Source organism: Catellatospora sp. IY07-71, from assembly GCF_018326265.1.
Classification (GTDB): Bacteria; Actinomycetota; Actinomycetes; order Mycobacteriales; family Micromonosporaceae; genus Catellatospora.
Window position 1 is genome coordinate 5,832,175 of the sequence record NZ_AP023360.1, and the last position, 21,510, is coordinate 5,853,684.

Annotated in this window: 22 protein-coding genes; 12 read left to right on the forward strand and 10 right to left on the reverse strand. The window is 72.8% G+C overall.

All coding sequences use genetic code 11. The features are described from left to right. Positions 1-32: 32 nt before the first annotated feature. Positions 33-1,208 (forward strand): sugar MFS transporter, encoded by a 1,176-nt coding sequence (locus CS0771_RS25970; protein ID WP_212843432.1) that lies wholly within the window; start codon positions 33-35, stop codon positions 1,206-1,208. Between the two features lie 55 nt (positions 1,209-1,263). On the opposite strand, the gene CS0771_RS25975 is transcribed toward CS0771_RS25970, so the two are convergent. From CS0771_RS25975 to CS0771_RS25990, 4 genes are all read right to left on the reverse strand, one after another. Further along, a complete protein-coding gene (locus tag CS0771_RS25975; protein WP_212843433.1) occupies positions 1,264-2,313 on the reverse strand; it encodes a cytochrome d ubiquinol oxidase subunit II in 1,050 nt (349 codons plus the stop codon). Then, entirely contained in the window at positions 2,310-3,725 is a 1,416-nt protein-coding gene (locus tag CS0771_RS25980; RefSeq protein ID WP_212843434.1) for a cytochrome ubiquinol oxidase subunit I, read from the reverse strand. The genes CS0771_RS25975 and CS0771_RS25980 overlap by 4 nt, the downstream gene beginning before the upstream one ends. A 206-nt stretch (positions 3,726-3,931) precedes the next feature. After that, positions 3,932-4,249, reverse strand: a complete 318-nt coding sequence (locus CS0771_RS25985) for a hypothetical protein (RefSeq protein WP_212843435.1) — start codon at positions 4,247-4,249, stop codon at positions 3,932-3,934. 41 nt (positions 4,250-4,290) lie between these two features. Beyond that, on the reverse strand, positions 4,291-4,956 hold the full coding sequence (locus tag CS0771_RS25990) for a bifunctional 2-polyprenyl-6-hydroxyphenol methylase/3-demethylubiquinol 3-O-methyltransferase UbiG (RefSeq protein WP_212843436.1): 666 nt from the start codon (positions 4,954-4,956) through the stop codon (positions 4,291-4,293). A 204-nt stretch (positions 4,957-5,160) separates the two neighbouring features. Here CS0771_RS25990 and CS0771_RS25995 point away from each other — a divergent pair, with 204 nt between their 5' ends. After that, the gene (locus tag CS0771_RS25995) at positions 5,161-6,288 is read left to right on the forward strand and encodes a serine/threonine protein kinase (RefSeq protein WP_212843437.1); all 1,128 of its coding nucleotides are present in this window, start codon (positions 5,161-5,163) and stop codon (positions 6,286-6,288) included. Positions 6,289-6,475: 187 nt separating this feature from the next. On the opposite strand, the gene CS0771_RS26000 is transcribed toward CS0771_RS25995, so the two are convergent. Both CS0771_RS26000 and CS0771_RS26005 read right to left on the reverse strand, forming a co-directional pair. Next, positions 6,476-7,774: an NAD(P)/FAD-dependent oxidoreductase gene (locus CS0771_RS26000; RefSeq protein WP_212843438.1), complete on the reverse strand. Its 1,299-nt coding sequence runs from the start codon at positions 7,772-7,774 to the stop codon at positions 6,476-6,478. Between the two features lie 90 nt (positions 7,775-7,864). Beyond that, positions 7,865-8,809 carry a DUF389 domain-containing protein gene (locus CS0771_RS26005; protein WP_212843439.1) on the reverse strand — a complete coding sequence of 315 codons (945 nt, stop codon included), beginning with the start codon at positions 8,807-8,809 and terminating at the stop codon, positions 7,865-7,867. A gap of 178 nt (positions 8,810-8,987) precedes the next feature. Here CS0771_RS26005 and CS0771_RS26010 point away from each other — a divergent pair, with 178 nt between their 5' ends. The 3 genes from CS0771_RS26010 (at position 8,988) to CS0771_RS26020 (ending at position 11,823) form a co-directional block, all read left to right on the forward strand. Then, entirely contained in the window at positions 8,988-9,578 is a 591-nt protein-coding gene (locus CS0771_RS26010; RefSeq protein WP_212843440.1) for an antibiotic biosynthesis monooxygenase, read from the forward strand. A 105-nt stretch (positions 9,579-9,683) separates the two neighbouring features. Further along, positions 9,684-10,769 carry a hypothetical protein gene (locus CS0771_RS26015; RefSeq protein WP_212843441.1) on the forward strand — a complete coding sequence of 362 codons (1,086 nt, stop codon included), beginning with the start codon at positions 9,684-9,686 and terminating at the stop codon, positions 10,767-10,769. Between the two features lie 139 nt (positions 10,770-10,908). After that, entirely contained in the window at positions 10,909-11,823 is a 915-nt protein-coding gene (locus CS0771_RS26020) for a PHB depolymerase family esterase (RefSeq protein WP_244871034.1), read from the forward strand. A 29-nt stretch (positions 11,824-11,852) separates the two neighbouring features. Here the strand turns inward: CS0771_RS26020 and CS0771_RS26025 are convergent, their stop codons facing one another. Then, a complete protein-coding gene (locus CS0771_RS26025) occupies positions 11,853-12,302 on the reverse strand; it encodes a hypothetical protein (protein WP_212843442.1) in 450 nt (149 codons plus the stop codon). A gap of 184 nt (positions 12,303-12,486) precedes the next feature. Here CS0771_RS26025 and CS0771_RS26030 point away from each other — a divergent pair, with 184 nt between their 5' ends. Then, positions 12,487-13,197, forward strand: a complete 711-nt coding sequence (locus CS0771_RS26030) for an HAD family hydrolase (RefSeq protein WP_212843443.1) — start codon at positions 12,487-12,489, stop codon at positions 13,195-13,197. A gap of 4 nt (positions 13,198-13,201) precedes the next feature. Here CS0771_RS26030 and CS0771_RS26035 read toward each other — a convergent pair whose 3' ends face one another. The 3 genes from CS0771_RS26035 to CS0771_RS26045 form a co-directional block, all read right to left on the reverse strand. Then, a complete protein-coding gene (locus CS0771_RS26035) occupies positions 13,202-14,101 on the reverse strand; it encodes an aminotransferase class IV (RefSeq protein ID WP_212843444.1) in 900 nt (299 codons plus the stop codon). An 82-nt stretch (positions 14,102-14,183) separates the two neighbouring features. Beyond that, positions 14,184-14,696, reverse strand: coding sequence for a DinB family protein (locus CS0771_RS26040; RefSeq protein ID WP_212843445.1), 513 nt, complete (start codon positions 14,694-14,696; stop codon positions 14,184-14,186). A gap of 96 nt (positions 14,697-14,792) precedes the next feature. Continuing rightward, positions 14,793-15,992, reverse strand: coding sequence for a hypothetical protein (locus CS0771_RS26045; RefSeq protein WP_212843446.1), 1,200 nt, complete (start codon positions 15,990-15,992; stop codon positions 14,793-14,795). 426 nt (positions 15,993-16,418) lie between these two features. Here CS0771_RS26045 and CS0771_RS26050 point away from each other — a divergent pair, with 426 nt between their 5' ends. From CS0771_RS26050 to CS0771_RS26075, 6 genes are all read left to right on the forward strand, one after another. Further along, positions 16,419-17,654, forward strand: a complete 1,236-nt coding sequence (locus tag CS0771_RS26050; RefSeq protein WP_212843447.1) for an EAL domain-containing protein — start codon at positions 16,419-16,421, stop codon at positions 17,652-17,654. Between the two features lie 33 nt (positions 17,655-17,687). Then, positions 17,688-18,134, forward strand: a complete 447-nt coding sequence (locus CS0771_RS26055) for a hypothetical protein (protein ID WP_212843448.1) — start codon at positions 17,688-17,690, stop codon at positions 18,132-18,134. Between the two features lie 82 nt (positions 18,135-18,216). After that, positions 18,217-19,233: a fibronectin type III domain-containing protein gene (locus CS0771_RS26060; protein WP_212843449.1), complete on the forward strand. Its 1,017-nt coding sequence runs from the start codon at positions 18,217-18,219 to the stop codon at positions 19,231-19,233. Between the two features lie 135 nt (positions 19,234-19,368). Further along, the gene (locus CS0771_RS26065; protein ID WP_212843450.1) at positions 19,369-19,653 is read left to right on the forward strand and encodes a hypothetical protein; all 285 of its coding nucleotides are present in this window, start codon (positions 19,369-19,371) and stop codon (positions 19,651-19,653) included. Positions 19,654-19,773: 120 nt separating this feature from the next. Next, positions 19,774-20,223 carry a hypothetical protein gene (locus CS0771_RS26070; RefSeq protein WP_212843451.1) on the forward strand — a complete coding sequence of 150 codons (450 nt, stop codon included), beginning with the start codon at positions 19,774-19,776 and terminating at the stop codon, positions 20,221-20,223. 190 nt (positions 20,224-20,413) lie between these two features. Then, the gene (locus tag CS0771_RS26075) at positions 20,414-21,412 is read left to right on the forward strand and encodes a tyrosine-type recombinase/integrase (RefSeq protein WP_212846053.1); all 999 of its coding nucleotides are present in this window, start codon (positions 20,414-20,416) and stop codon (positions 21,410-21,412) included. The last annotated feature ends 98 nt before the right edge of the window (positions 21,413-21,510 follow it).

Here is a 21,510-nt window from a genome sequence, read left to right on the forward strand (position 1 = left end):
CTCGAAACCGTCGTCAACCGACGCGAAGACCGATGACCACCCGCACCGAAACCACCGCCGTCAACACCGCCGGCATCATCCAAGGCATCGTCCTGGTCACCATCCCCGCCGCCAGCACCATCCTCACCGACCCCGCCCACTACGGCCTCAACAGCTCCCAATACGGCATCATGTTCGCCCCACAGGTCATCGCCGCCATCGCCACCAGCCTCGCCGGCGCCGGCCTCGCCCGCCGCCACGGCACCCGGCCCCTCTACCTCACCGGCCTCGCCTGCTCCCTCACCTCCATGCTCCTCCTGCTCGCCAGCGCCGCCGTCCAGCACCAGCCCACCGCATACCCGCTGCTGCTCGCCGCCACCGCGTTCCTCGGCGCCGGCTTCGGCCTCACCGTCCCCACCCTCAACACCCTCGCCGCCGCCTTCCACCCCGGCAACGTCGACAAAGCCGTCCTCATCCTCAACGCCCTCCTCGGCCTCGGCACCGCCCTCGCCCCCGTCTTCGTCGCCCTCTTCGTCGGCCTCGGCTTCTGGTGGGGACTACCCGTCCTGTCCACCCTCCTGCTCACCGCACTCCTGCTCGCCAGCCTCCGCCTGCCCCTACAAGCCCAGACCACCGCCGAACCCACCACCGGCCGCCACAGCCTGCCCGCCAGATACTGGGTGTACGCAGCCTTCGCCCTCCTCTACGGCATCTGCGAAACCCTCAACGGCAACTGGGCCCAGCTCGACATGACCCGCAGCCTCGCCGCCGGCACCACCCTCGCCGCCCTCGCCCTCACCGCCTTCTGGGCCATGGTCACCGCAGGCCGCCTTCTCTTCGCCGCCATCACCCGCTGGCTGCCCGCCCGCACCACCTACCACCTGCTGCCCTTCGCCCTCGCCGGCGTCTTCGCCATCATCACCGCGCTCCCCGCCGGCGCAGGCGTCCAAGGCGTGCTCGCCTTCGGCGCCGCCGGACTCTGCTGCTCCGCCCTGCTCCCCCTCACCATCAGCTTCGGCCAGCACGAACTCGCCGCATACAGCACCGCCGTCGCCGGCGGCGTCATCGCCTTCTACCAGCTCGGCTACGGCATCGCCGCCTTCGGCGCCGGACCCCTGCTCGACGCCGGCACCCCCATCTCCCGCCTCTACACCATCGGCGCCGTCATCGCCCTCGCCATGGGCCTGCTCTCCTTCGCCGTCGCCCACCGCCGCCGCGCCGCCTCATGACGAAGCTCCCGCCACGTCGTCGCCACGACAGGACGGGAGCATCGAGCACCTCGGCTCACGGCCGCAGATCGCCCGGCTCACCCGCCTCCAGCGAAGTCAGCGGATCCTCACCCAACTCGCCACGCTGATCCAGGACGTAAAGCGTGACCAGCGCCGGGACGAGGGTCACCAGCGCCACCCCGAACCACGCCAGCATCCACTTCTGCGTGATGGGCGCACCCGCGCCGTCCGCGATGGTCAGCCCGAACGGCAGCAGGTACGGATACTGCGCCACACCCCACGCCCACACCAGCGCCGCCACCCCACCCGCCGCCAGCAGCCGCAACCCCCGCACCCCGCCCCGCGCCGCCCGCATGAACGTCAGCGCCAGCAGCACCGCCCCCGCCACCAGCAGCACCCCACCCCGCGTCGTGAACCGCTCGAACATCTCCGGTGAATCCCCGCGCAGCGCGACCAGCGCACCGATCCCGCACAGCAGCGCCACCACCCCCGTCCACAGCGCCCGCCGCCGGAAATACTCCCGCAGCACCGGCAGCCCTCGCCGATGCGCCTCCGCGACCAGATACACCGCCGCCAGGAACGCACCCATCGTTACCGCGAGCAGCCCCACCAGGATCGACGTCGGATTCCACCAGCTCGTCACCTCGTTGCCGGCCGCGTTGCCCGGCGGCACCCGGCCCGCGATGATCCCGCCCAGCGCCGCACCCAGGCAGAACGGCGTCAGCACCGCACCCAGCCCGAACAGCACCCCGGCCACGTGCCGCCGCCCCGCCCGCGCCGCGTCCTTGCGCAGCGCGAAGTTCGCCCCGCGCAGCACGATCCCCAACGCCGCCAGCATCAGCGGGATGTACAGCGTCGTCATCGCCGACGCGAACGCCGTCCCGAACGCCGTCCACGTCAGCACCAGCAGATACACCAGCCACACATGGTTGGCCTCCCACACCGGCGTGATCACCGCGTCGATCATCGAACGCACCGCCGCGCCGCGCTCGCGGCCGCCCGCCCACAGGTCCCAGAACCCGGCGCCGTAGTCGGCCAGCCCCGACCAGGCGTACAGCGTCACCGCCAGCACGACCAGCACCGCCACCGCGTCCGCGGCGGTCACGACGGAGCCTTCTCGCTGCCCGCCGCCTCGACCTCCGGCCGCGGCCCGTACGGCACCGCCTCGTCGACGAAGTCGCCCAGGTCAGCGCGGCGCCACCGGCGCGCCATGGCCCGGATCACCGCCACCGTGCCGACCGCCAGCAGCAGATACAGCACCACAACCACCGCGAAGCTGAGCCAGATCCCGTCCGCGCCGGTCACCGCGCTCGACGTGCGCTCGAAGCCGTACACGATCCACGGCTGCCGCCCCACCTCGGTGACGATCCAGCCCGCCTCGATCGCGATGTACGTCAGCACCCCGGCCGACGCGGCCAGCCACAGGAACAGCTTCGACTGCGGGAACTCGCGCTTGCGCCAGTAGTGCCAGGCGAACCAGATGACGAACAGCATCAGGAGCGTGGCGATGCCGACCATGATGTCGAACGCCCAGTGCACCACGTTGACGTTGGACGGCCGGTCGGCCGGCGCGACGGCGTCCAGCCCCTGCACGTAGGTGTCGGGGCTGTTGCCGGCCAGGATCGAGTTCAGGTCGGGGATGCGCAGCCCGCCGGACACGGTGTTGGTCGCCGAGTCGTACCGGCCGAAGAAGATCTCCGCCTGGTGCGTGCCGGAGTTGGTGACCACCTCCATGGCCGCGAACTTGACCGGCATCTCCTGGAACACCCAGACCGCGATCAGGTCGCCGACCACCATCTGCAGCGGCGTGACGATCGCGGCGACGGTGAACGGGATGAGGAAGCCCAGCCGGTGGTATCGGTCGCGGCGCCCGCGCAGCCAGCCGACGGCGTACACCGACGCCACCGTGAACCCGGCCGCCATGTATGCGGCGCACGCGAAGTGCAGGAACTCCCAGGGCAGCGCCTTGTTGAAGATCGCGGCGATCGGGTCGATGTCGGTCGGCCAGCCGTCCGGGCCCGGGGTGAACCCGGCCGGGGTGTTCATCCACGAGTTCGCCGCGATGATGGAGAACGCGCCGACCAGGGCGACGAACGGGATGGGCAGGCCGAGCTTGAAGTGCGTCCACGGCGTGAGCCGCTTCCAGCCGTAGATGTAGATCGCGACGAGGATCGCCTCCAGGAAGAAGGCGATGCCCTCGATCGCGAACGGCAGGCCGAACACGTCGCCGTACTTGCCGGTCAGGCCCGGCCAGAGCAGCCCCATCTCGAACGACAGCACCGTGCCGGACACGGCGCCGACCGCGAACGTCACGCCGGCGACGTGCGACCAGCGCCGGGCCAGCGTCAGTGCGGCGCGGTCGCGATGCTTGAGGCCCTTGTGCTCGGCGATCAGCATGATCGCGGGCAGCGCCACGCCGAGTGGCACCAGGATGATGTGGAACATCAGCGTGAAGGCCATCTGCGAACGCGCCGGCAGCAGCTGCGCGGGCTCGGATGCGGCCAGTAAATCGAGCATGTAGCGCTCCCCCGTGCGCTGGACGTCGATTCACCTTAACAATGACAAATCGCCCAAGCCCGCTCTTCAGTCGGTGAGCCGGGCGGAGCCCGTCCTCATTGATCGTCTGCGGGAGGACGGGTCACACCCTGTAAGCCATCCTAGGATTCTGGGATGTGAGGTGAGAACACGTCGGCAACGCTGGGCTGCCGCTGTCGACGTACGGTTCAGTTCAGATGAGCGAGCCGCACGCGCGCCGCAAGGGTCAGCTCGCGCAGGGCTTCGGCGGTGTCCGGCCGGGTACGGAGCGCCTCCTCCAGCCTGACCCGCCACATGCCGGCTTCGACGCTGCGCACGTCGGCGCGCTCCGCGCGCAGCAGCCGGTCGCGGGTGACCGCCAGCTGGGCTCGCCCGGACGGCCCCAGCACGGCGGCGAGCGCGGCTTCGAACCAGCCGAACAGCTCCGCATCGGCGTTGGCCGCCGTGACCAGCATGGTGGCCGCGTCCCAGGCGATCCGTGGCTGGTGCAGTACACCGGTGTGCATGAGGCCTCCCCGTCGAGGTCGGATCAGGGCTCAAAAGCTAGTCAGGACAGAGACGGATCTGCATCCGACGAAAGGCCATCCGCACTCCACGGCGGGCGGCGCAGCGTCAGCGACTGGAAGGTGCGCCCGCCCGGGGCCACCACGTGGAAGTCGACGACGTCGAACAGCGGGCGTACGTGCGCGAGCAGCTCGTCGTCGGTGCGCCAGGCGAAGAAGCGCGGCGGCTCGTGCGCGTCGGTGGGCAGCGGACCGGCGTGCTGCCGCCCGCCCCAGACGCCCAGGAAGAACAGCCCGCCGGGCCGTAGCACCGCCCGCACCTTCGCCAGCACCGCCGGCAGGTCGGCGTCCGGCACGTGCAGCAGGCTGTTCAGCGCGTAAACGGCGTCGACCGACTCGTCCGCTGCCCCGGGGTTCAGGAAGTCGGCGACCCGGGCGTCGACGCCCTTCGCCCGGCACCGCCGCACCATCTCCGGCGACAGGTCGATCGCGACGACGGTGTATCCCTGCTGGACGAAGTACAGGCTGTCCTGGCCGGTACCTGCGCCTAGTTCGAGCAGGCTGCGCCGGCCCTCGGCGCGTAGCCGCGCCTCGAACGCGGCCCGTTCGGCGAGCTTCCACGGCTCCTTGGCATGGGTGTCGCGCTCTTCCGCACCGGCGTCGTAGGCCCGCCTCAGCGGTGCGAGCACGTCGGCATACCGGTATTCCATGACCCGCTCCCCTCGTCCGAGATCCCGGCAAAGCGTGCCATGCCGTGAGCGGGACCATCGCCCCTAAGGCGTCCTAGGACTCTGGTTCGGTCCGATTTCCGGGAACCTGTACGAATGCCGGGCGTAAGGGCTGCAGTTTCCCGGAAATCGCAGGGCGTGCCCCGCACACCAGTACGAGCCGCGAGCCGCTACGCTGCGCAGTTGATGTCCACACCGCACACCGAAGAGACGACCCGGCCCTGCGCGTACTGCGGCAAGCCGGTCGCGCAGCGTGCCGCCGCCGGCCGCCCGTTCCGCTACTGCCGCGACAACGACGGCGCCTGCCAGGCCGCCGCGCGTAACAGCCGGCTGCGCCACCGCAACTCCCCCGGCCTGGCCGGGCAGGTCGCCAAGGCGTTCGAGGTCGTCGAGCGGCTGGAGCAGGTCGCCGAGACGCTCACCGAGGCCCTCGAAGCCGAACTCTCCCCCACCGGTGTGGAGCGCCAGCTCGCCGAGGTGCGCGCCGAGGCCGCCGGTCAGGTCGCCACCGCGCACACCGAACGCGACGAGGCCCGGCACGACGCCGAGCGGGCCGCCCGCCTCGCCCGCGAGGCCGCCGACGCCGCCGAGCGCGCCCGTGCCGACGCCGACCTAACCAAGCGCGACGCCGAGGAGCGTGCCGAGGCCGCGATCCGCGCCGCCCGTGAGGCCGCCGACAGGGACATCGCCGCCGCCCGGCAGCGGGCCGCGGAGCAGGCCGAACGCGCTGAGCGGGCCGACGCCGCGGCAGCCGAGTCGGCGCGGGCCGCCACCGCGGCTCTTGGCGAACGGGATGCGGCCCGGCGCGATCAGGCCGCCGCCGACGCGCTTCGCGCCGAGGCGTACCGCGACCGTGACGCCACCCGCGCGGCCGCTGATCAGGTCCAGGCCGCCTTCGAGCTGGCCCGCGCCGCCGCCGAGGAGGCCGCCCGCGAGGCCGAGGCGTCGAAGGTGGACCTGACCCGCGCCCAGCAACAGCTCGCCGCCGTACAGGGGGAACTCTCCGCGGCCCGTCAGGAGCACGCGCAGCAGATCACGGCCACCCGCGCGGAGCTGTCGGCCGCGCAGTCCGCCCTGGCCGCCGCCGAGACCGGCCGCGCCGCCGCCGAATCCCTCGCGCAGCAGCGCCAGACCGACATCACCGTGCTCACCGTGCAGCGGGACGCGGCCGTGGCCGAGGCCGCCGCCCTGCGTGCCCGCGTCGACGAACTCACCGGCCAGGTCGGTCAGCTCGCCGGCACCCTCACCCAGCTCACCGCGAAGCTGACCATCCCCGCCCAGCCCAACCTGAACCCCGCCGTATCGCCGGCATAACCCGCCCGCCCACACCCCCACCCCACCCCTCGAGAACCGCGTCCCGAGCCCAAGATCGCGCAACTTGCCTGGCAGTTGCCTGGCACATGGCCGTATCTTGGGCTCGCTTTCACCCAGGTGCCAGGCAAGTTTGATGATCAAGGCGGCTGCACGGCCGGCGGGGCGGGCGGGGCGGGAGGGAGGCGGGTCAGGAGTCCTCGTCCCAGTCGATGGCGGGGGCGTCGGTACGGGAGGGGTCGAGGAGCTTGGCGGAGCGGTGGTTCGGGCGGAGGTAGAACTCCTCGGCCCAGGTGACGTATGAGTGGATCTTCGAGCCCATGTCGCTGAGCAGCTCCAGGTGCACGCCGAGCCAGGCGGCGAACGCGAACCGCCCGTGGATCTCGTGCCGGTGCGGGCCGATCTCGGCGACCGCCGCCTTGGTGCCGATCATGGCCATGATGCCCTTGTCGCGGTAGTGGAACGGCTGCGGCGCCTCGCCCCGGCTCTGCGCGACGATGTTGTCGGCCACCCACCGGCCGGACTGCTGCGCGACACTGCCGAGCTGCGGCAGCTCCGGCTCGTCGCCGTACGGGATGTTCGCGACGTCGCCGATGGCGTAGACGTGCGGGTGGCCGGCGACGCTGAGGTCGGGTCCGACCTGGAGGCGGCCGCCGTGCCCGACGGGCAGCCCGGAGGCGGCGGCGATGTCGGCGGCCTTCTCCCCGCCGCCCCACACCACGAGCCTGGTCTTGATGACCGTGCCGTCGGCGAGGGTGACGGACTCGGGCGTGACCTGCTGCACGCGGGTGCCCAGGTGCAGCGTGACGCCGCGGTTCTTGAGCTGGCGGGCCGCGTAGTCGCCGGATTCGTGGCTGAACGCCGACAGCAGCGTCTGGCCGCCGTCCACCAGGATGATCTGCGCCTCGGCACACGGGACGTCGCGGTGCACGCCCGGCATCACGTCGTGGACCAGCTCGGCCAGCGCGCCCGAGGTCTCCACGCCGGTCGGGCCGCCGCCGACGACCACGAAGTTGAGCGCGCCCTCGCCGACCAGCGCCGGGTTCGCGGCGACGTCCTGGAAGACGGTGAGGACCCGGCCGCGGACCTGGAGCGCGTCCTCGACGCTGTACAGCGGGAAGGCGTGCTCCCGGGCGCCGGGGGTGTCGAAGAAGTTCGGCTGCGCACCGGCGGCGAGCACGAGGTGGTCGGCGGTGAGGGTGTCGCCGGAGGCGAGGGTGACCGTCATCGCGCCTGGGTCGATCGCGGTCACGTCGTCCTTGCGCACGTTCACGCTCGGGTGGTGGCGGAAGAGCCGGGCCAGATCGAAGCGCACGTCCTTGGAGGTCAGCTCGGCGGTGGCGACCTGGTACAGCAACGGCTGGAACTGCTGGAAGCCGGCGCGGTCGATCAGCTCGACCCGCACTCCGGGTCTGCCGGACAGGCGCTTGGCGCAGGCGACCCCGGCCAGGCCGCCGCCCACGATGACCACGTTCACGTCTGCGCTCATGATGTTCTTCCCCGTGCTACGCGGGACCGGGCAGGCAATCATTCTCTCCTGCGGACCGTGCGGCAGAGCCCGAACCGGAGAACCGGCCGCTCAGCCGGCCGGATGTCGCCGGGCGACCCTGGCCCACATGGCGCGCTGTGCGCGCAGCGTCGCGAAGCCCGTGACGATCAGGATCGCGATGTTGAGCAGCAGCTGGACCAGCGAGCCGCCCGCCTGGCCGGGGCTGCCGACGGCGAGCGAGACGCCTACGTCGGCGGCGGCCGGGATGGTGGTGACGGAGACGAACACCCCGATCAGCGCGCTGGAGCGGGTGTGCGCCAGGGCGACCACCCCGGCGATGCCGGCCAGCAGCGCCACGGTCACCGAGTAGAAGTCGGGGGTGTAGATCAGGTGGGACACCGGGCGGATGCCCCGTGCGAAAGCCTCGGGCACCAGTCCCAGGGCGCTGACCAGGACCGTGAACGCGTACGCGGCGAGCACCGCCAGGGTGAAGCCCACCGCCAGCGCGAGCATGCCGTGCCCGGCCAGGCGCCGGTCGCCGCGGTCGAGGCCCAGCGCGACGCCGGTGATGGCGCCGTACTCCGGGCCGAGGATCATCGCCGCGACGATGAGGATCTGCGAGTTGGTCAGCAGCCCCGCCGCACCGATCACCCCCGCGACGACCAGCAGGAGCAGAAAACTCGGGGTGTACGCGGCGTCGGCGCGGATGCGCGCCTCGACCGCGGCCCAGACGGGCGCCCGGGCGAGGCGGCGCGGCAGCCGGGCGGCGACGGCGTCGCCGTGCTCGGACAGGGCCAGCGCGACCGGGTCGGCGGTCAGCGAGCCGTGCCGGTCCACGCCGAGCGCGCGCAGGGTCGCCAGCACCCGGTCGGCGGCCGGCTGCAGCAGGTCGCATTCAAGCAGATCACCTGGGGGTTCCTGGATCGCGTCGCGGCGTACCGCGAGGTTGAGCACGCAGGGGTCGGCGGCGAGCGCGGCCGCCACGCGGTCGGTGCGGTGCGGTGGGCTGACCAGCCGGATACGGATCAGGTCCAACCGGGCCTCCGGCCGAAGTCAGCTTGGCAGGTCGCAATAGTCCATAAAGTAGCACCAAACAGACTCGCGGCCGTGGCTGTGGCAGCAGGCGGACCATGGCATCTGCCGTGACTGTGACGCAGGCCCGGTGTTGATCTCCGTAACAGCGCGGCGGCGGCCGGCCGTGTTGGATGGGGGTATGAGCAGCAGCGACGCCGTACCGGTGACCGTGGCGATCACACGCCGGGCCGACCCGAGCCACGCCCGCGAGATGATCGCGTGGATGCGGGCGGGCACGACGCTGGCCGAGGAGTTCCCCGGGTTCCTCGGGGCGGGCTGGGTGCGGCCCGGCCCCGGCTCCACCGAGTGGCACATGCTGTACCGCTTCGCCGACGCGGCGGCGCTGGCCGGATGGGAGCGCTCGGCGCAGCGGCAGTGGTGGCTGTCCTCGGCGCAGGGCATCGTCGAGCACGCCCGCACCGAGCGGCGGACCGGCATCGAGGGCTGGTTCGACCCGCCGCAGGAGCAGAGCGTCGAGGAGGCCCGCCCGGCCGCGCCGCCGCGCTGGAAGCAGGCGGTGACCATCTGGCTGGTGTTCTTCCCGCTCAGCCTGCTGGCCAACGCGGTCGCCTCGCGGGTGCTGGCCGGAGTGTCGCTGGTGTCGCGCACCCTGCTGATCACGCTGTGCCTCACCCCGATCATGACGTACCTGCTGCTGCCGTGGATCACCCGGCGGCTGGAGTGGTGGCTGCACGGCCGCCCCGCGCCCTGGCGCACGGCCCGGCGCTGACCGGCCCGGACGGCCCGCGGCTGGCAGATCTAGGTCTCTGCATCGATACATCGAGATGCATGCGCTTAGCGTGGCGGCACCTGACCCCTCCCCCGGAGGTATCCGATGAGACTCCGCCGAATCCTGCCCGCCCTGCTGGCGGCCCTGCTCGGCGTGGGCGCCGGGCTGGCCGCGACGGCGCCCGCCCAGGCGGCCACACCCGACCGCTGGGCGTTCGCGTTCATGGACAAGCCCCTCCCGCCCGCCGGGCACGTGATGGACCTGGCCCGGCAGTGGAAGAGCGACAACGTGCAGAACAGCACGGTCAGCCCGCTGGTGATCGGCCGCTACCGGGTCGTCTTCCCGAACATCGCGTCCGCCAACGGCGTCGCGCACGTGACCGCGGTCGCGGGCGACCCGCGCTGGTGCCAGGTGTGGAACTACTACCCGTCCGGCGCAGACCAGATCGTCGAGGTCCAGTGCTACAAGTACACGGGCGCCGTGGTCACCATGGACTGGTCGGCGTTCACGGTCATGTACTCGACCAGCTCCGGCCTGCTCCCGGGGCCCGGCACCTACGCCTATCTGCAGGGCAAGTCGACCGGCGGCACCGTCACCTCGTACAACCCGGTGGGCGGGGTCAACACCTCCGTCCATCTCGGCCTGGGCACCGGCACCTACCGGGTGTTCCTGCCCGGCGTCGGCGGGAGCGCGCTCGCCGGCAACCTGCAGGTGACCGCGCAGCACGGGAACAGCCCGCGCCGCTGCAAGGTCGACACCTGGCAGGTCACCCCCAACGGGGTGGACGTGGTGGTGCGCTGCTACGACCACACCGGCGCGCCCGCCGACAGCTGGTTCGACCTGACCTACCACCGCGAGCGTTCCGTGTACGGCGCCCGCAACCTGCCCGACCACTTCGCGTACCTGTGGACGCCCGGGTGGCCCGGCACGGCCAGCTACAACTCCGTGGGCTCGGTCAACCACCTGGCTCCCGCCGGAGCGGGGCTGCACTACATCGAGTTCCACAAGGTCGGCGTCAAGGAAGGTCACGTCCAGGTCACCGGCTACAAGGGTGGCAACGAGTACTGCAACCTGCAGAACGTGTGGACCCTGTCCGGCTCGGTGGTACTGGTCCGCAACGTGATCTGCTGGAAGGCGAGCGGCAGCCCCGCCTCGCCGCAGTCCTTCGTCAGCTACAGCTCGCGCGCCTGAGCCGGGCCCGGACCGGGGCGGGCACCGTGCCGCCCCGGTCCGGGCTTCCGGTCGCGACGGCCACCACAGGCCGAACCGGCGGGCCGCCGGGCGTTCCGCAGGGGGCAACCGGGTGCCCGACCCGGCGCGTCCACCTTGTGTGATCGCGAATCGTCTGCGCCGCACGCCCGCCGTCCTCGCCCTCGCGCTGCTCGCCGCGGCCGGCTGCGACCAGGCCAACCCGCACACCGGACCGGCACCCGCGCCGAGCCCCAGCGCCGCGCCGGAGCCGGTGGAGACGCCCGCGCCCGGCGATCACCGGCTGAGCACCCGCTGGAACGGCAAGGACCGCACGTTCACCGTGCACGCGCCGCCGTCCTACGACGGCACGAAGGCGCTGCCCCTGGTGGTGGTGATGCACGCGTTCCCGGGCAGCGGCGACGCCGTCGCCGAGACCAGCGCCATGAGCGCCAAGGCCGACCGGGAGGGCTTTCTGGTCCTCTACCCCGACGGCTGGTCCGGCGGCATGAACGCGCTCATCTGCTGCGGTGACGAGGACGACGTCGGCCTGATCCGGACGCTCGTGGACCGGATGGTGCAGCGGTGGAAGGCCGATCCGGCGCGGGTGTACGCGACCGGCATCTCCAACGGCGGCGACATGTCGGTGCGGCTGGCGATCGAGCTGTCCGACGTGTTCGCCGCGGTGGCACCGGTCAGCGGCGGCATCGGCGGGCGGGCGCTGAGCGACCCGGCCTACCGGCCCGCGAAGCCGGTCTCGCTGGTCACCTTCATCGGCGCGCAGGACCGCTACCACGCCCAGTTCACCGCGGGCCTGGCCGCCTGGCGCGAGCGGCTGGCGTGCACCCCGGACGGGCCGCACACGATCCGGCCCGCCAAGGGACTCAAGATCGAGCAGTTCAAGTGCGGCGACGGCAGCCGCGTGCTGGTCTACGACATCGCTGCGATGGGGCACAGCTGGCCGGGCGCCAAGCAGGGCGGCATGGCCCAGCCCGACGCGCCGGTCGCCGCGACGGACGCGATGTGGGACTTCTTCAAGGCGCACACCAGATCCTGAGCGCCACAGGCAGACCCGCGATCCCGGGCTCAGTCCCGCAGCCACAGCCGCAGCTGGGCGCCGTACGGCGTCACCAGCAGCAGCGGGATCGCGGCGCTCGCCAGCGTGCCGGCGACGAGCCAGGCGCGCACCCGGCGGGTCAGGTCGCGGTGGTGGCGCGCGAGCGGATACGCCCCCGCCGCCGCGGCCAGGACCCCGAGCGGGATGACCGCACCGGTGAGGACCGCCGCGTAACAGGCGAGGACGATCCACCACAGCGGGTTGTACACGCTGTCCGGGCCGGGCACCGGCATCCGGTCCTTCGGGTCGCCGTAGCGCTCCAGCCCCGGATCGGCCAGCCCGGCGGGGTCGCCGGTGCCGATCGCCGCCGACAGCAGCGGCAGCACCGCGCCGACGACGAACACCGCGACGAGCGCGAACTGCAACCAGAGGATGATCCGAGCACTGCGGAGGGTGCCGGTGGTGGCGCGGCCGTCCATCGGCGCAACGCTACGGCACGGCGGCCGCCCGCGCGGTCCCTTGTCGTACACCGCCATGCTCTCCCCCGAAAGCGCAGGTCACCCGAGCCTACGCTGGGCCTCGCGGGGGTGGGGCGGCCACGCCGGGCCCGGCCGGTGGGTACGCTGCGCCACGGACACAGGGTGCGGACGCGAGGAGGCGGCGATGGTGACGCGGGTGGCGATGTGGTCGGGGCCGCGCAACGTGTCCACCGCGCTGATGCGCAGCTTCGGCGCCCGGCCGGACACCGCGGTGGTCGACGAGCCGCTGTACGCGTACTACCTGGCCGCCACCGGCCTGGACCACCCGGGGCGGGACGCGGTGCTGGCGAGCCAGCCGCAGCGCTGGCAGGACGTCGCCGCGCAGCTCACCGGCCCGCTGCCGGAGGGCGTCACCGTCCACTACCAGAAGCACATGACCCACCATCTGCTGCCGGAGGTGGGCCGGGACTGGCTGGGCGCGCTCGCGAACGCGTACCTGATCCGCGACCCGGCGCACGTGGTGGCGTCGTACGCGAAGGTGCGCGGCGAGCCGACCCTGGCCGACCTGGGCTACGTCCAGCAGGCGGAGATCTTCCGGGCGCACGGCGGCCCCGTGGTGGACTCGGCCGACCTGCTGCGCGACCCCGCCGGGGTGCTGTCGAAGCTGTGCGCCGCGCTGGGCATCGGCTGGGATCCGGCGATGCTGAGCTGGGCGCCCGGCCCGCGCGACACCGACGGCGTGTGGGCGCCGTACTGGTACGCGTCGGTGGAGGCGTCGACCGGCTTCGCGGCGTACGACCCGGCCCCGGCCCGGGTGCCCGACCGGCTGCGCCACCTCGTCGAGGCCGCGCAGCCGTACTACGCCGAGCTGCACGCCCACCGCGTCACGGCCTGACCGGCTACAGCACCGGCGTGCCGGAGCTGCGCGCGTGGGCCTGGTAGATCTCGGCGAGCCGCTTGGTGACCGGGCCGATGTCCCCGTCGCCGAGCACCCGGCCGTCGAGCTGGGTGACGCCCGCGATCTCGCCCATGGTGCCGGTGCAGAACACCTCGTCGGCGGAGTACATCTCGGCCAGCGAGATGTCGCGCACCTCGACCGTCAGGCCGGCCTGCGCGGCCAGCGTGAGCACCGTGGCGCGGGTGATGCCCTCCGGGCAGGCGACCGTGCGCGGGGTGGCCAGCACGCCGCCGATCATCGCGAACAGGTGGGTGGCGTTGGTCTCGGCGACGAAGCCCCGGCCGTCGAGCATGAGCGCGTCGTCGGCCCCGGCGAGGGTCGCCTCCATCTTGGCCAGGATCGAGTTGATCAGGTTGTTGTGGTGGATCTTCGGGTCGAGCACGTCCGGGCCGGGGCGGCGCACGCTCGAGGTGGCCAGTTTGAGGCCGGTGGTGTCGTACACCGGCGCCTTGTGCTCGGCCAGCACGATCAGGGTGCAGCCGGCCTGGTTGAGGCGCGGGTCCATGCCGCTGGTGATCTTGACCCCACGGGTCAGAGTGAGCCGGAGGTGCACGCCGTCGCTCATGTCGTTGGCGCGCAGCGTCTCGGTGATCGCCGCGGTGATGGCGGCGTCGGACGGCACGGCGGCGAAGCCGAGCGCCGCGGCGGAGCGGCGCAGCCGGGCCAGGTGCGCGTCCAGCGCGAAGATCCGGCCCTGGTAGAGGCGCAGACCCTCCCAGACCGCGTCGCCGCCCTGCACCACCGAGTCGAACGGGGAGATCCCCGGCTCGTCCCGGTGGCGCAGGACGCCGTTCACCCAGTACCGCAGGTCGGCGTTGCGGGCGTCGTAGCGCTGAAGCATGGCGTGATCTCCTCGTGACGTCGGCGTCCCAAGGAGATCACGCGCGGCCCGGCCGGGCCCGCACCGGGTGCCCAGCCGGGCGTCAGCCCATCGTCTTCTGCCCGTCGAGCGTCTCGCGGATGATGTCGGCGTGCCCGGCGTGCTGCGACGTCTCGGCGATGATGTGCAGCGCCACCCGGCGCACCGACCAGGTCGCGCCCTGCTCGAACCAGGGCGCCTCGGGCAGCGGGTGCGCGGTGTCCAGGTCGAGCGTGGCCACCAGCTCGTCGGTGTGCCGGGCGACCTCCTCGTACGCCTTCAGCAGGCTCTCGACGGTCTCCCCCGGGACCATCCGGAACCCGTCCGCCCAGTCGTTCTCGCCGTCCGCGCCGCTCATCGCGGACGCGCCCTCGACCGCGAAGCGCGCCCACTGCCGCTCCGTCAAGGTGACGTGCTTGATCAGGCCGCCGACACTGAGCGCGCTCACGGTCGGGGTCGCCGCCGCCTGCTCGTCGGTCAGGCCCTGCGCGGTGAAGCGCAGGAAATGGCGGTGCTTGGCCAGCGTCTCCAGCAGGTCGGCGCGCTCGCGGGTCAGGGTCTTCGCGGACACGGACATGGTCCATCCCCCCATCGATCGGTTGATTCCCCCACCGTAGGCCGCCGGTCTGACATTCCGCCGTATTGCGGACGGCCCGGCCGGTCCGGCGGCGGGTCAGCCGCTCAGCGGCAGCACCCGGGCGATGCGAATCGAGGAGCTGCCGGAACCCGCGGCCGGATAGGCGGCGCTGCCGTCCGGGTACGGCTTGAACGCCTGGTAGTCGTGGTCCCTGACGCCGATGGTGAACCGGCTGCCCACGGCCTTGCCGCCGGCGGAGTCGTACACCTGTGCGGCGATCGACGTGCCCGACGCCCAGGCCAGCAGCATCCGGCCGGTCCCGTAACCCACCAGGTGCGGGTGGGACGAGCGCACGCCGGTCCGCACCGTCGCGTCGGCGCGGCCGGTGGTGAAGTGCTCCAGCCGCACCTGCCCGCCCTGGCTCCACGCCGTCCAGTAGCCCTGCTTCGCGGCCAGCACCAGGTCGCCGCCGAACAGGGTGCCGTCGCAGGTCCCGGCGGCCACCGTCCGGTACGGATCGGGCTGCGCGATGCGGCAGGCGTTGTCGGTCGCACAGACCATCACGAACCGGGTGGCGCGCGGATCCCACACGATGCGGGTGGTCCAGCTGTGGCTGCACCCGACCTCGAACGCGTCGCGGTGCCGGGACACCAGGTCGCCCTTGGCGTCGACCACCTGCATCCGGTCGCCCTCGTGGATGTCCACGCAGTCACCGTTGCGGACGGTGATGGCCACCCCGAAGTACGCGGCGTAGTTCTTCCCGTCGGTGGCCAGCCGCCCGTGGTGCTGGTACCACCACACGAACCGGGCGCCGTCGTCGTAGCCCTGCCGGCTGCCGCTCAGGTTGGTGACCTGCCGCTCCCACACCTGGTGGCCGGTGGTGTCGAAGCGGATCATGTGCATCGTGTTGCAAGGGCTGGACGAGCCGCCGCACAGCGGGCCGCTGCCGCACTCGCCGCGGCGGGTGACCAGCAGCACCCCACCGGTCGCGTCGGCGTGCACGTCCTGCAGGTCGAGGCCGGCGAAGCTGGTCGGCGTCCCCACCAGACGGTCCGCGCAGTCGAGCCGTCCCAGGTGGACGCGCTTGTCGGTGCCCAGCCAGGCCAGCCAGGAGCCGCCGTTCGGGTCGGCGGCCAGCGCCATCGGCAGCGGTTCGGTGTCGCCCTCGCGGCCGTAGCCGGCCACCCGGGCACCGAGCTCGACCTCGGTCACCCGCACCGCCGGGGTGGGTGCGGCAGGCCTGGCGCAGCCGCCGACGGCCGACGGGGAGGGCGCGGCCGAGGCCGACGCGGTCACCGCCGCCGTCGGGGTGGCGATGGCGGTGGCCTGGGCGGCCGGCGCGGCGGGGTCGGCCGCGCCGGCCGCCCAGGGCGGTCAACGAGAACGCGGCGGCCACACCCAGCGCCGTGACGGCGGCGACGCCCCCCACCAGGAACAGGAGACGGCGCTGCCGGGACATGCGGCCGCGGTGACGCCCCGACCGGGGCGGCACGGTGAGACTCATCTTTGTCGCCCATCCTCGCAGGGGTGACGACGGAACGGCGATCGGGCAGAGGGTGAGGATGTCACAGGCCTGCCGGGCGTGCCAGTTGCCCAGGTGAGGGGACCGGGGGGCGGCCAGCGCGACTACCATCGAAGGCTGACGGATCGTTTTGTGCGTTCAGCGAGGTCCCGTTCGAGGCGGCGATGTCTATGCCCGCTGTGAATGACGATTTCAGCGCTTTGCTGGCAGGTCGGGAGGTTTACCCCATTTTCCAGCCGATCGTCTCGCTCCGCGACGAGCAGACGGTCGGGTACGAGGCGTTGGCGCGCGGTCCGGCCGACAGCCTGTACCACGCGCCGCTGGCGCTGTTCGCCGAGGCGGAACGCCGCGGGGCGCTGGCGGAGCTGGACTGGGTGTGCGGCATCACCGCCTGCGCCTGGTTCCTCGACTCGGGCGTGCGCGACGTGCCGCTGTTCCTCAATGTGGACCCGGCCACGTTCGGCACTGCCTGCCCCATCGACCTGCTGCCCACCTACCAGCACGCGCTACGGGACCTGAACCTGGTCCTCGAGATCACCGAGCGGCGGGCCGGGGACCCGGCGGCGATTCTGCACGCGGTCACCACTTTCCGGCAGCGGGGCGGGCGGATCGCTATCGACGACGTCGGTGTCAACCCGTTCAGCCTCAACATGATCTCGGTGCTGGCCCCCGACGTGATCAAGCTGGACCGCAGCATCACGCAGAGCCGGGTGCCCGGCTGGGCGCGCACCTTCGTGATCAACTCGGTGTGCGCCGAGGCGGCCGCCACCGGCGCGGCGATCCTCTGCGAGGGCATCGAGACCCCGGAGGACCTGGAGGCGGCCCGTGCCATGGGCGCGACCTTCGGCCAGGGCTGGCTGTTCGGCAAGCCCGGCCCGCTGCCCGTCGCGGAGGTCCCGCTGTCGGCCGAGCCGCTGCCCCGGGTAGACCCCTACCCCGCCTGCGCCACCACCCCGTTCGCGGTGGCGGCCGAGCGGGCTCGCACGCTGCCCATGTGCCGGCGCATGCTCACGCCGATGTGCGCGCTGCTGGAGGACATGGCCCTGCACACCGACGCGGTGCGGCTGCTGCTGGCCGCGGCGCCCGCCGGCACGCCGTTCTCCGAGCAGGACTGGATGACGTACTCCCACATCGCCCAGCGCGGGGTCGCCGTGGTCGTGCTGGGCCAGGAGTCGCCCGCCCCGCTGGGCGCGGGGGTGCACGTGGTGCCGCTGCCGGAGGACGACCCGCTGCTGGCCGAGCGCGCGCTGATCGCCGTGGGCAGCTACTTCGCCGCCGCGCTGATCGCCCGGCAGGCCGATCCGGAGCGGCACCCGCTGGACGGCGACACGCAGCTCTACGATGCGGTGCTGACCTACGACCGCCGGCTCGTCATCGAGGCGCTGCACACGCTCGTCGGACGGCTCAACTCGCTGCCGGTCGACGTCGCGGGGTGAGCCGCCCGGCGACCTCCGCGAAAGGGGACGGCCGTGCCGCCGACCGACCCGCCGGGCGCCTACCTGCGCTACTACCGGCCGCACACCCACGCCGAGATCGGCGCAGAGATCACCGAGGTGGCAGAGGTCCAGCGCCTGGGCGAGCTGGCGCTGGCCGAGCATGCCGCGGCCGGGGTCGGCTACCTGCCCGGACTCGCGCTGTGGCGGGACGCCGGCACCCCCGAGGACGCACTGGGCATCTGCGTGGCGGCCGACGGGTGGGCGCTGATCCATACCGGTGAGGACCTGTTCCAGCAGGTGACCCGCGGAGGCCGGGCGCCCGACGGGACCCGGCGCCGGGTCTTCTGGGATGACTGTCTGGACATCCCGACCGCCTGCTTCCTGGACCGGGACCGGGCGATCGCCGCGATCCGCCTGTGGTGGCGCGGCGGCGACGTGCGCGGCACGGGCCTGTTCTCGGACGATCTCGACTCGGCCTGAACGCCGAACCATTGACAGCTGCGGATCGGCACCGTTACTGTGCGTCGCAAATAGACAGGAAACCTTACAGTATGGAGTGATCATGCGGCGCCTCGTCCTCCTCGCCGTGCTGGCCGCGGCGACCGCCGTCGCCCTGCCCTCCCCGGCCCACGCCGGTGCGGGCGGCCTCGCCGCGAACGGCTCCTTCGAACAGGCCCGCTACCCCGAGCACACCACGGTGTCGGCCTGGGACTGCGAGCCCGGCACCGGCCAGGTCGGCCCGGCCCGCACCGGCGCGCGCTCGCTGACCGGCACCCCGACCGAGACCTCCCTGGCCCGCTGTACGCAGACCGTGCCGGTGCAGCCGGGCGCGACCTACACGCTGACCGCCTGGGTGCGCGGCGGATACGCCTTCCTCGGCCACGACCACGGCGTCGCCTGGACCCCGCCGGCCACCGCCTGGACCCAGCTGTCGACCACGTTCACGGCCACCGCCGACACGGTGCGGATCTACCTGCACGGCTGGTATGCGCAGGCCGCGTACCAGGCCGACGACGTCGTGCTGAGCGGCCCGGACAGCGCCGTGCGCGTGCCCTCGGCGCCCGCGATGCCGCTGCCGGACGAGACGACCAGCCACTCGGTCCGGCTGAGCTGGATCGAGTCGCCCGGCGCGACCTCGTACCGGGTCTACCGCGACGGCGTGTTCCTGCGCTCGGTCGCCACCGCGAGCGAGGTGATCGACGGGCTCGCCCCGGGCACGGGGTACGCCTTCCACGTCACCGCGGTGAACCGGGCCGGTGAGTCCCAGCCCACCGCCACGGTGTCGATCAACACGATGGCGGCGCAGAGCCAGGTGCCGCCGGCCACCCGGTCGCTGGTCGCCTCGGCGCAGGCGTACCAGGCGTGGCTGGCCTGGGAGGCGGTGCAGACCGCGACCGACGGCTACCGGATCTACCGCGACGGGGAGCTGGTCGGCTGGTCGTACGGGCCCGCGTTCACGGCCACCGGGCTGCGGCACGGCACGCTCTACACGTTCCAGGTCACCGCCCTCAACTCGGCGGGCGAATCGGTGCGCTCGGCGCCGGTCCAGGTGTTGACGTGGCAGGTGCCCGGCGCGTGAGGTGCTCGTGCCAACGCAGCGCACCGGGCCCATCGCAGCACGTCACGGGGCTCGCGTTGTAGCCTGCGCGGCACTAACCTCCACCGAATGACTATCTCGGGTCGACGGTTGGCCGTACTGGTGCACGCTCTCCTGGTGCTTCCGCTGGTCGTGGTGTTCGTCGTGGTCGGATCCGGGGTGATCTCCGGAGGCTCGTCCCTCGGAACCGTGGTGCTGAGCCTGCCGGTGCTGCTGGCGGGCGCGCCGTGGTCGGTGCTGACGGCGCAGTTCGCCGAAGGGGCCGCACCGGGTGTGGTGGAGTTCCTGGTCGCGTTCCCGGCGGTGTTCAATCTCGGCCTGCACCTGGCCGTCAGCGAGCACTTCGCCCGCCGCAGGGCCGCCGCGGAGGCCGCCGCGGAAGCCGCGGTCGCGCGACGCTGACCGTCGCGGCCACGGCCGCATCAGCTCGCCCCGGTGGCCTCGCCCACCGGGGCGAGCGCCGTTCCGGCAGCCTCCGATCACGACCGGCGGCCTGTCGGGCGCCCGCCGTACGATGCCGCGATGAGCGACCACCACACCGATGCCTGGACGCCGCCGCGGCGGCCCGCCTGCACCTGCCCCGAACACGTGGCAGACCTGCACGAGCTGGTGGTACCGAGCGTGCCGCCGCACCATCTGCCCCCGACGACGGTGCGCGAGCTGCGCGACACCGGCGATCTGAGCGTGCAGCCGCTGCCGGAGCGGGAGCGCCGCTGGACCGTCCACGACGAGGCCGGCGACGTGACCGGCGTGGACGCCTTCCAGTGGGTGCTGTGGGCGGGCGACGCGGCGCGCTGCTTCTACGACGACGACGCCGAGCTGGCCCTGGACGACTCGCTGCGGCAGCGCGAGGGGATCGCGGGAGTGTCCTGGATGGACCGCGAGGTCCTGTACGTCGCCGCGCCCACCATGTGCGCGGACGGGGTGCTGGCCGCGGCGGCCCGCGCGCTGCTCGACCCGCGGGTGCGCTGAGGGCCGGCACGGTCGCCGCCGCGCCGATCGGCGCCTGGTCTGGCCGGCCGCGCTGGAGCAGCAGGTCGCCAAGCCGACCGAGGCGCTGATCGCGGCGGGTGCTGGTCGCGCTGTTGCAGCACGTGCTGTCGCTGCCGGTGTGAGACGGGTGGCGCGGCCCGGATCGTCGGTCCGCGCCGATAAGCTGTCGATCGTGAACGGTGAGATCGTGATCCCGGCGCAGGGCGGCGCGCTCGCCGCGCCGCAGGAGTTCGTCGACTTCACCGAGGCCTGGCTGAACAACCGGCGGCTGTCCGCCAACACCCGCGAGGCGTATCGCCGCGACGTCAACGGTTACCTGGCCTGGTGCGCCGAGCATGGCGTCGAGCCGTTGCGGGCGCGCTTCACGCACGTCAACGAGTACGGCCGCTGGCTGGAGTCGTGCGTGGACGCGCGCACGGGGCGCACGCTGGCGCCCACCACCGTCGCCCGCAAGCTGTCCGGCCTGTCCAGCTGGTATGAGTTCCTGCACAAGCTGGAGGTCATCCCGGTCAACCCGGTGACCGGCGCGGACCGGCCCAGTGTGCACCGCGACCACTCGGCCACCGTGGGCATGAGCCCGGCCGAGGTGGACGCGCTGCTGCGCGCCGCGGCCGAGGACTCCGCCCGGCACCACGCGCTGCTCACCCTCCTGGCCGACCTGGGGCTGCGCGTCGGTGAGGCGGTCAACCTGGACCTGGCCGACCTGGGGCACGAGCGCGGCCACCGTACGGTCCGCTTCTCCGGCAAGGGCGGCAAGCCGCGCCGCCGTGCCCTGGCCCCGGGCACCGCCGCCGCGCTCGACGGCTACCTGCAGGAGCGCGCGGACCGGGCCGGGGTGAGCGTGGCGGACCTGTCCGGGCCGGTGTTCGTCTCCGACACCGGCAAGCCCGTCGACCGGGTCGCCGTGTTCCGGCTGGTGCGCCGCCTGGCCGAGCGGGCGGGCATCCCGAGCGCGGCGCACCTGTCGCCGCACTCGCTGCGGCACGCGTTCGCGACCACGGCCCGCAGCGAGGGCGTGCCGCTGGAGGACGTGCAGGACGCGATGGGCCACGCCGACCCGCGCACCACCCGCCGCTACGACCGCGACCGGCACAACCTGGACCGCGACCCGTCGTACGCGATCTGGGCCGCCCGCGCACGCCGCGGCGCCGGGTCCTCGGGCCACTGAACAGCAGGTCCGGGCACATCGGGCGGCCCGGTCCGCTAGATTGATGTGAGTCCGATTTATGTGCAGATAACGGACGTTAGAGTGGCGTGCCCGGGTAG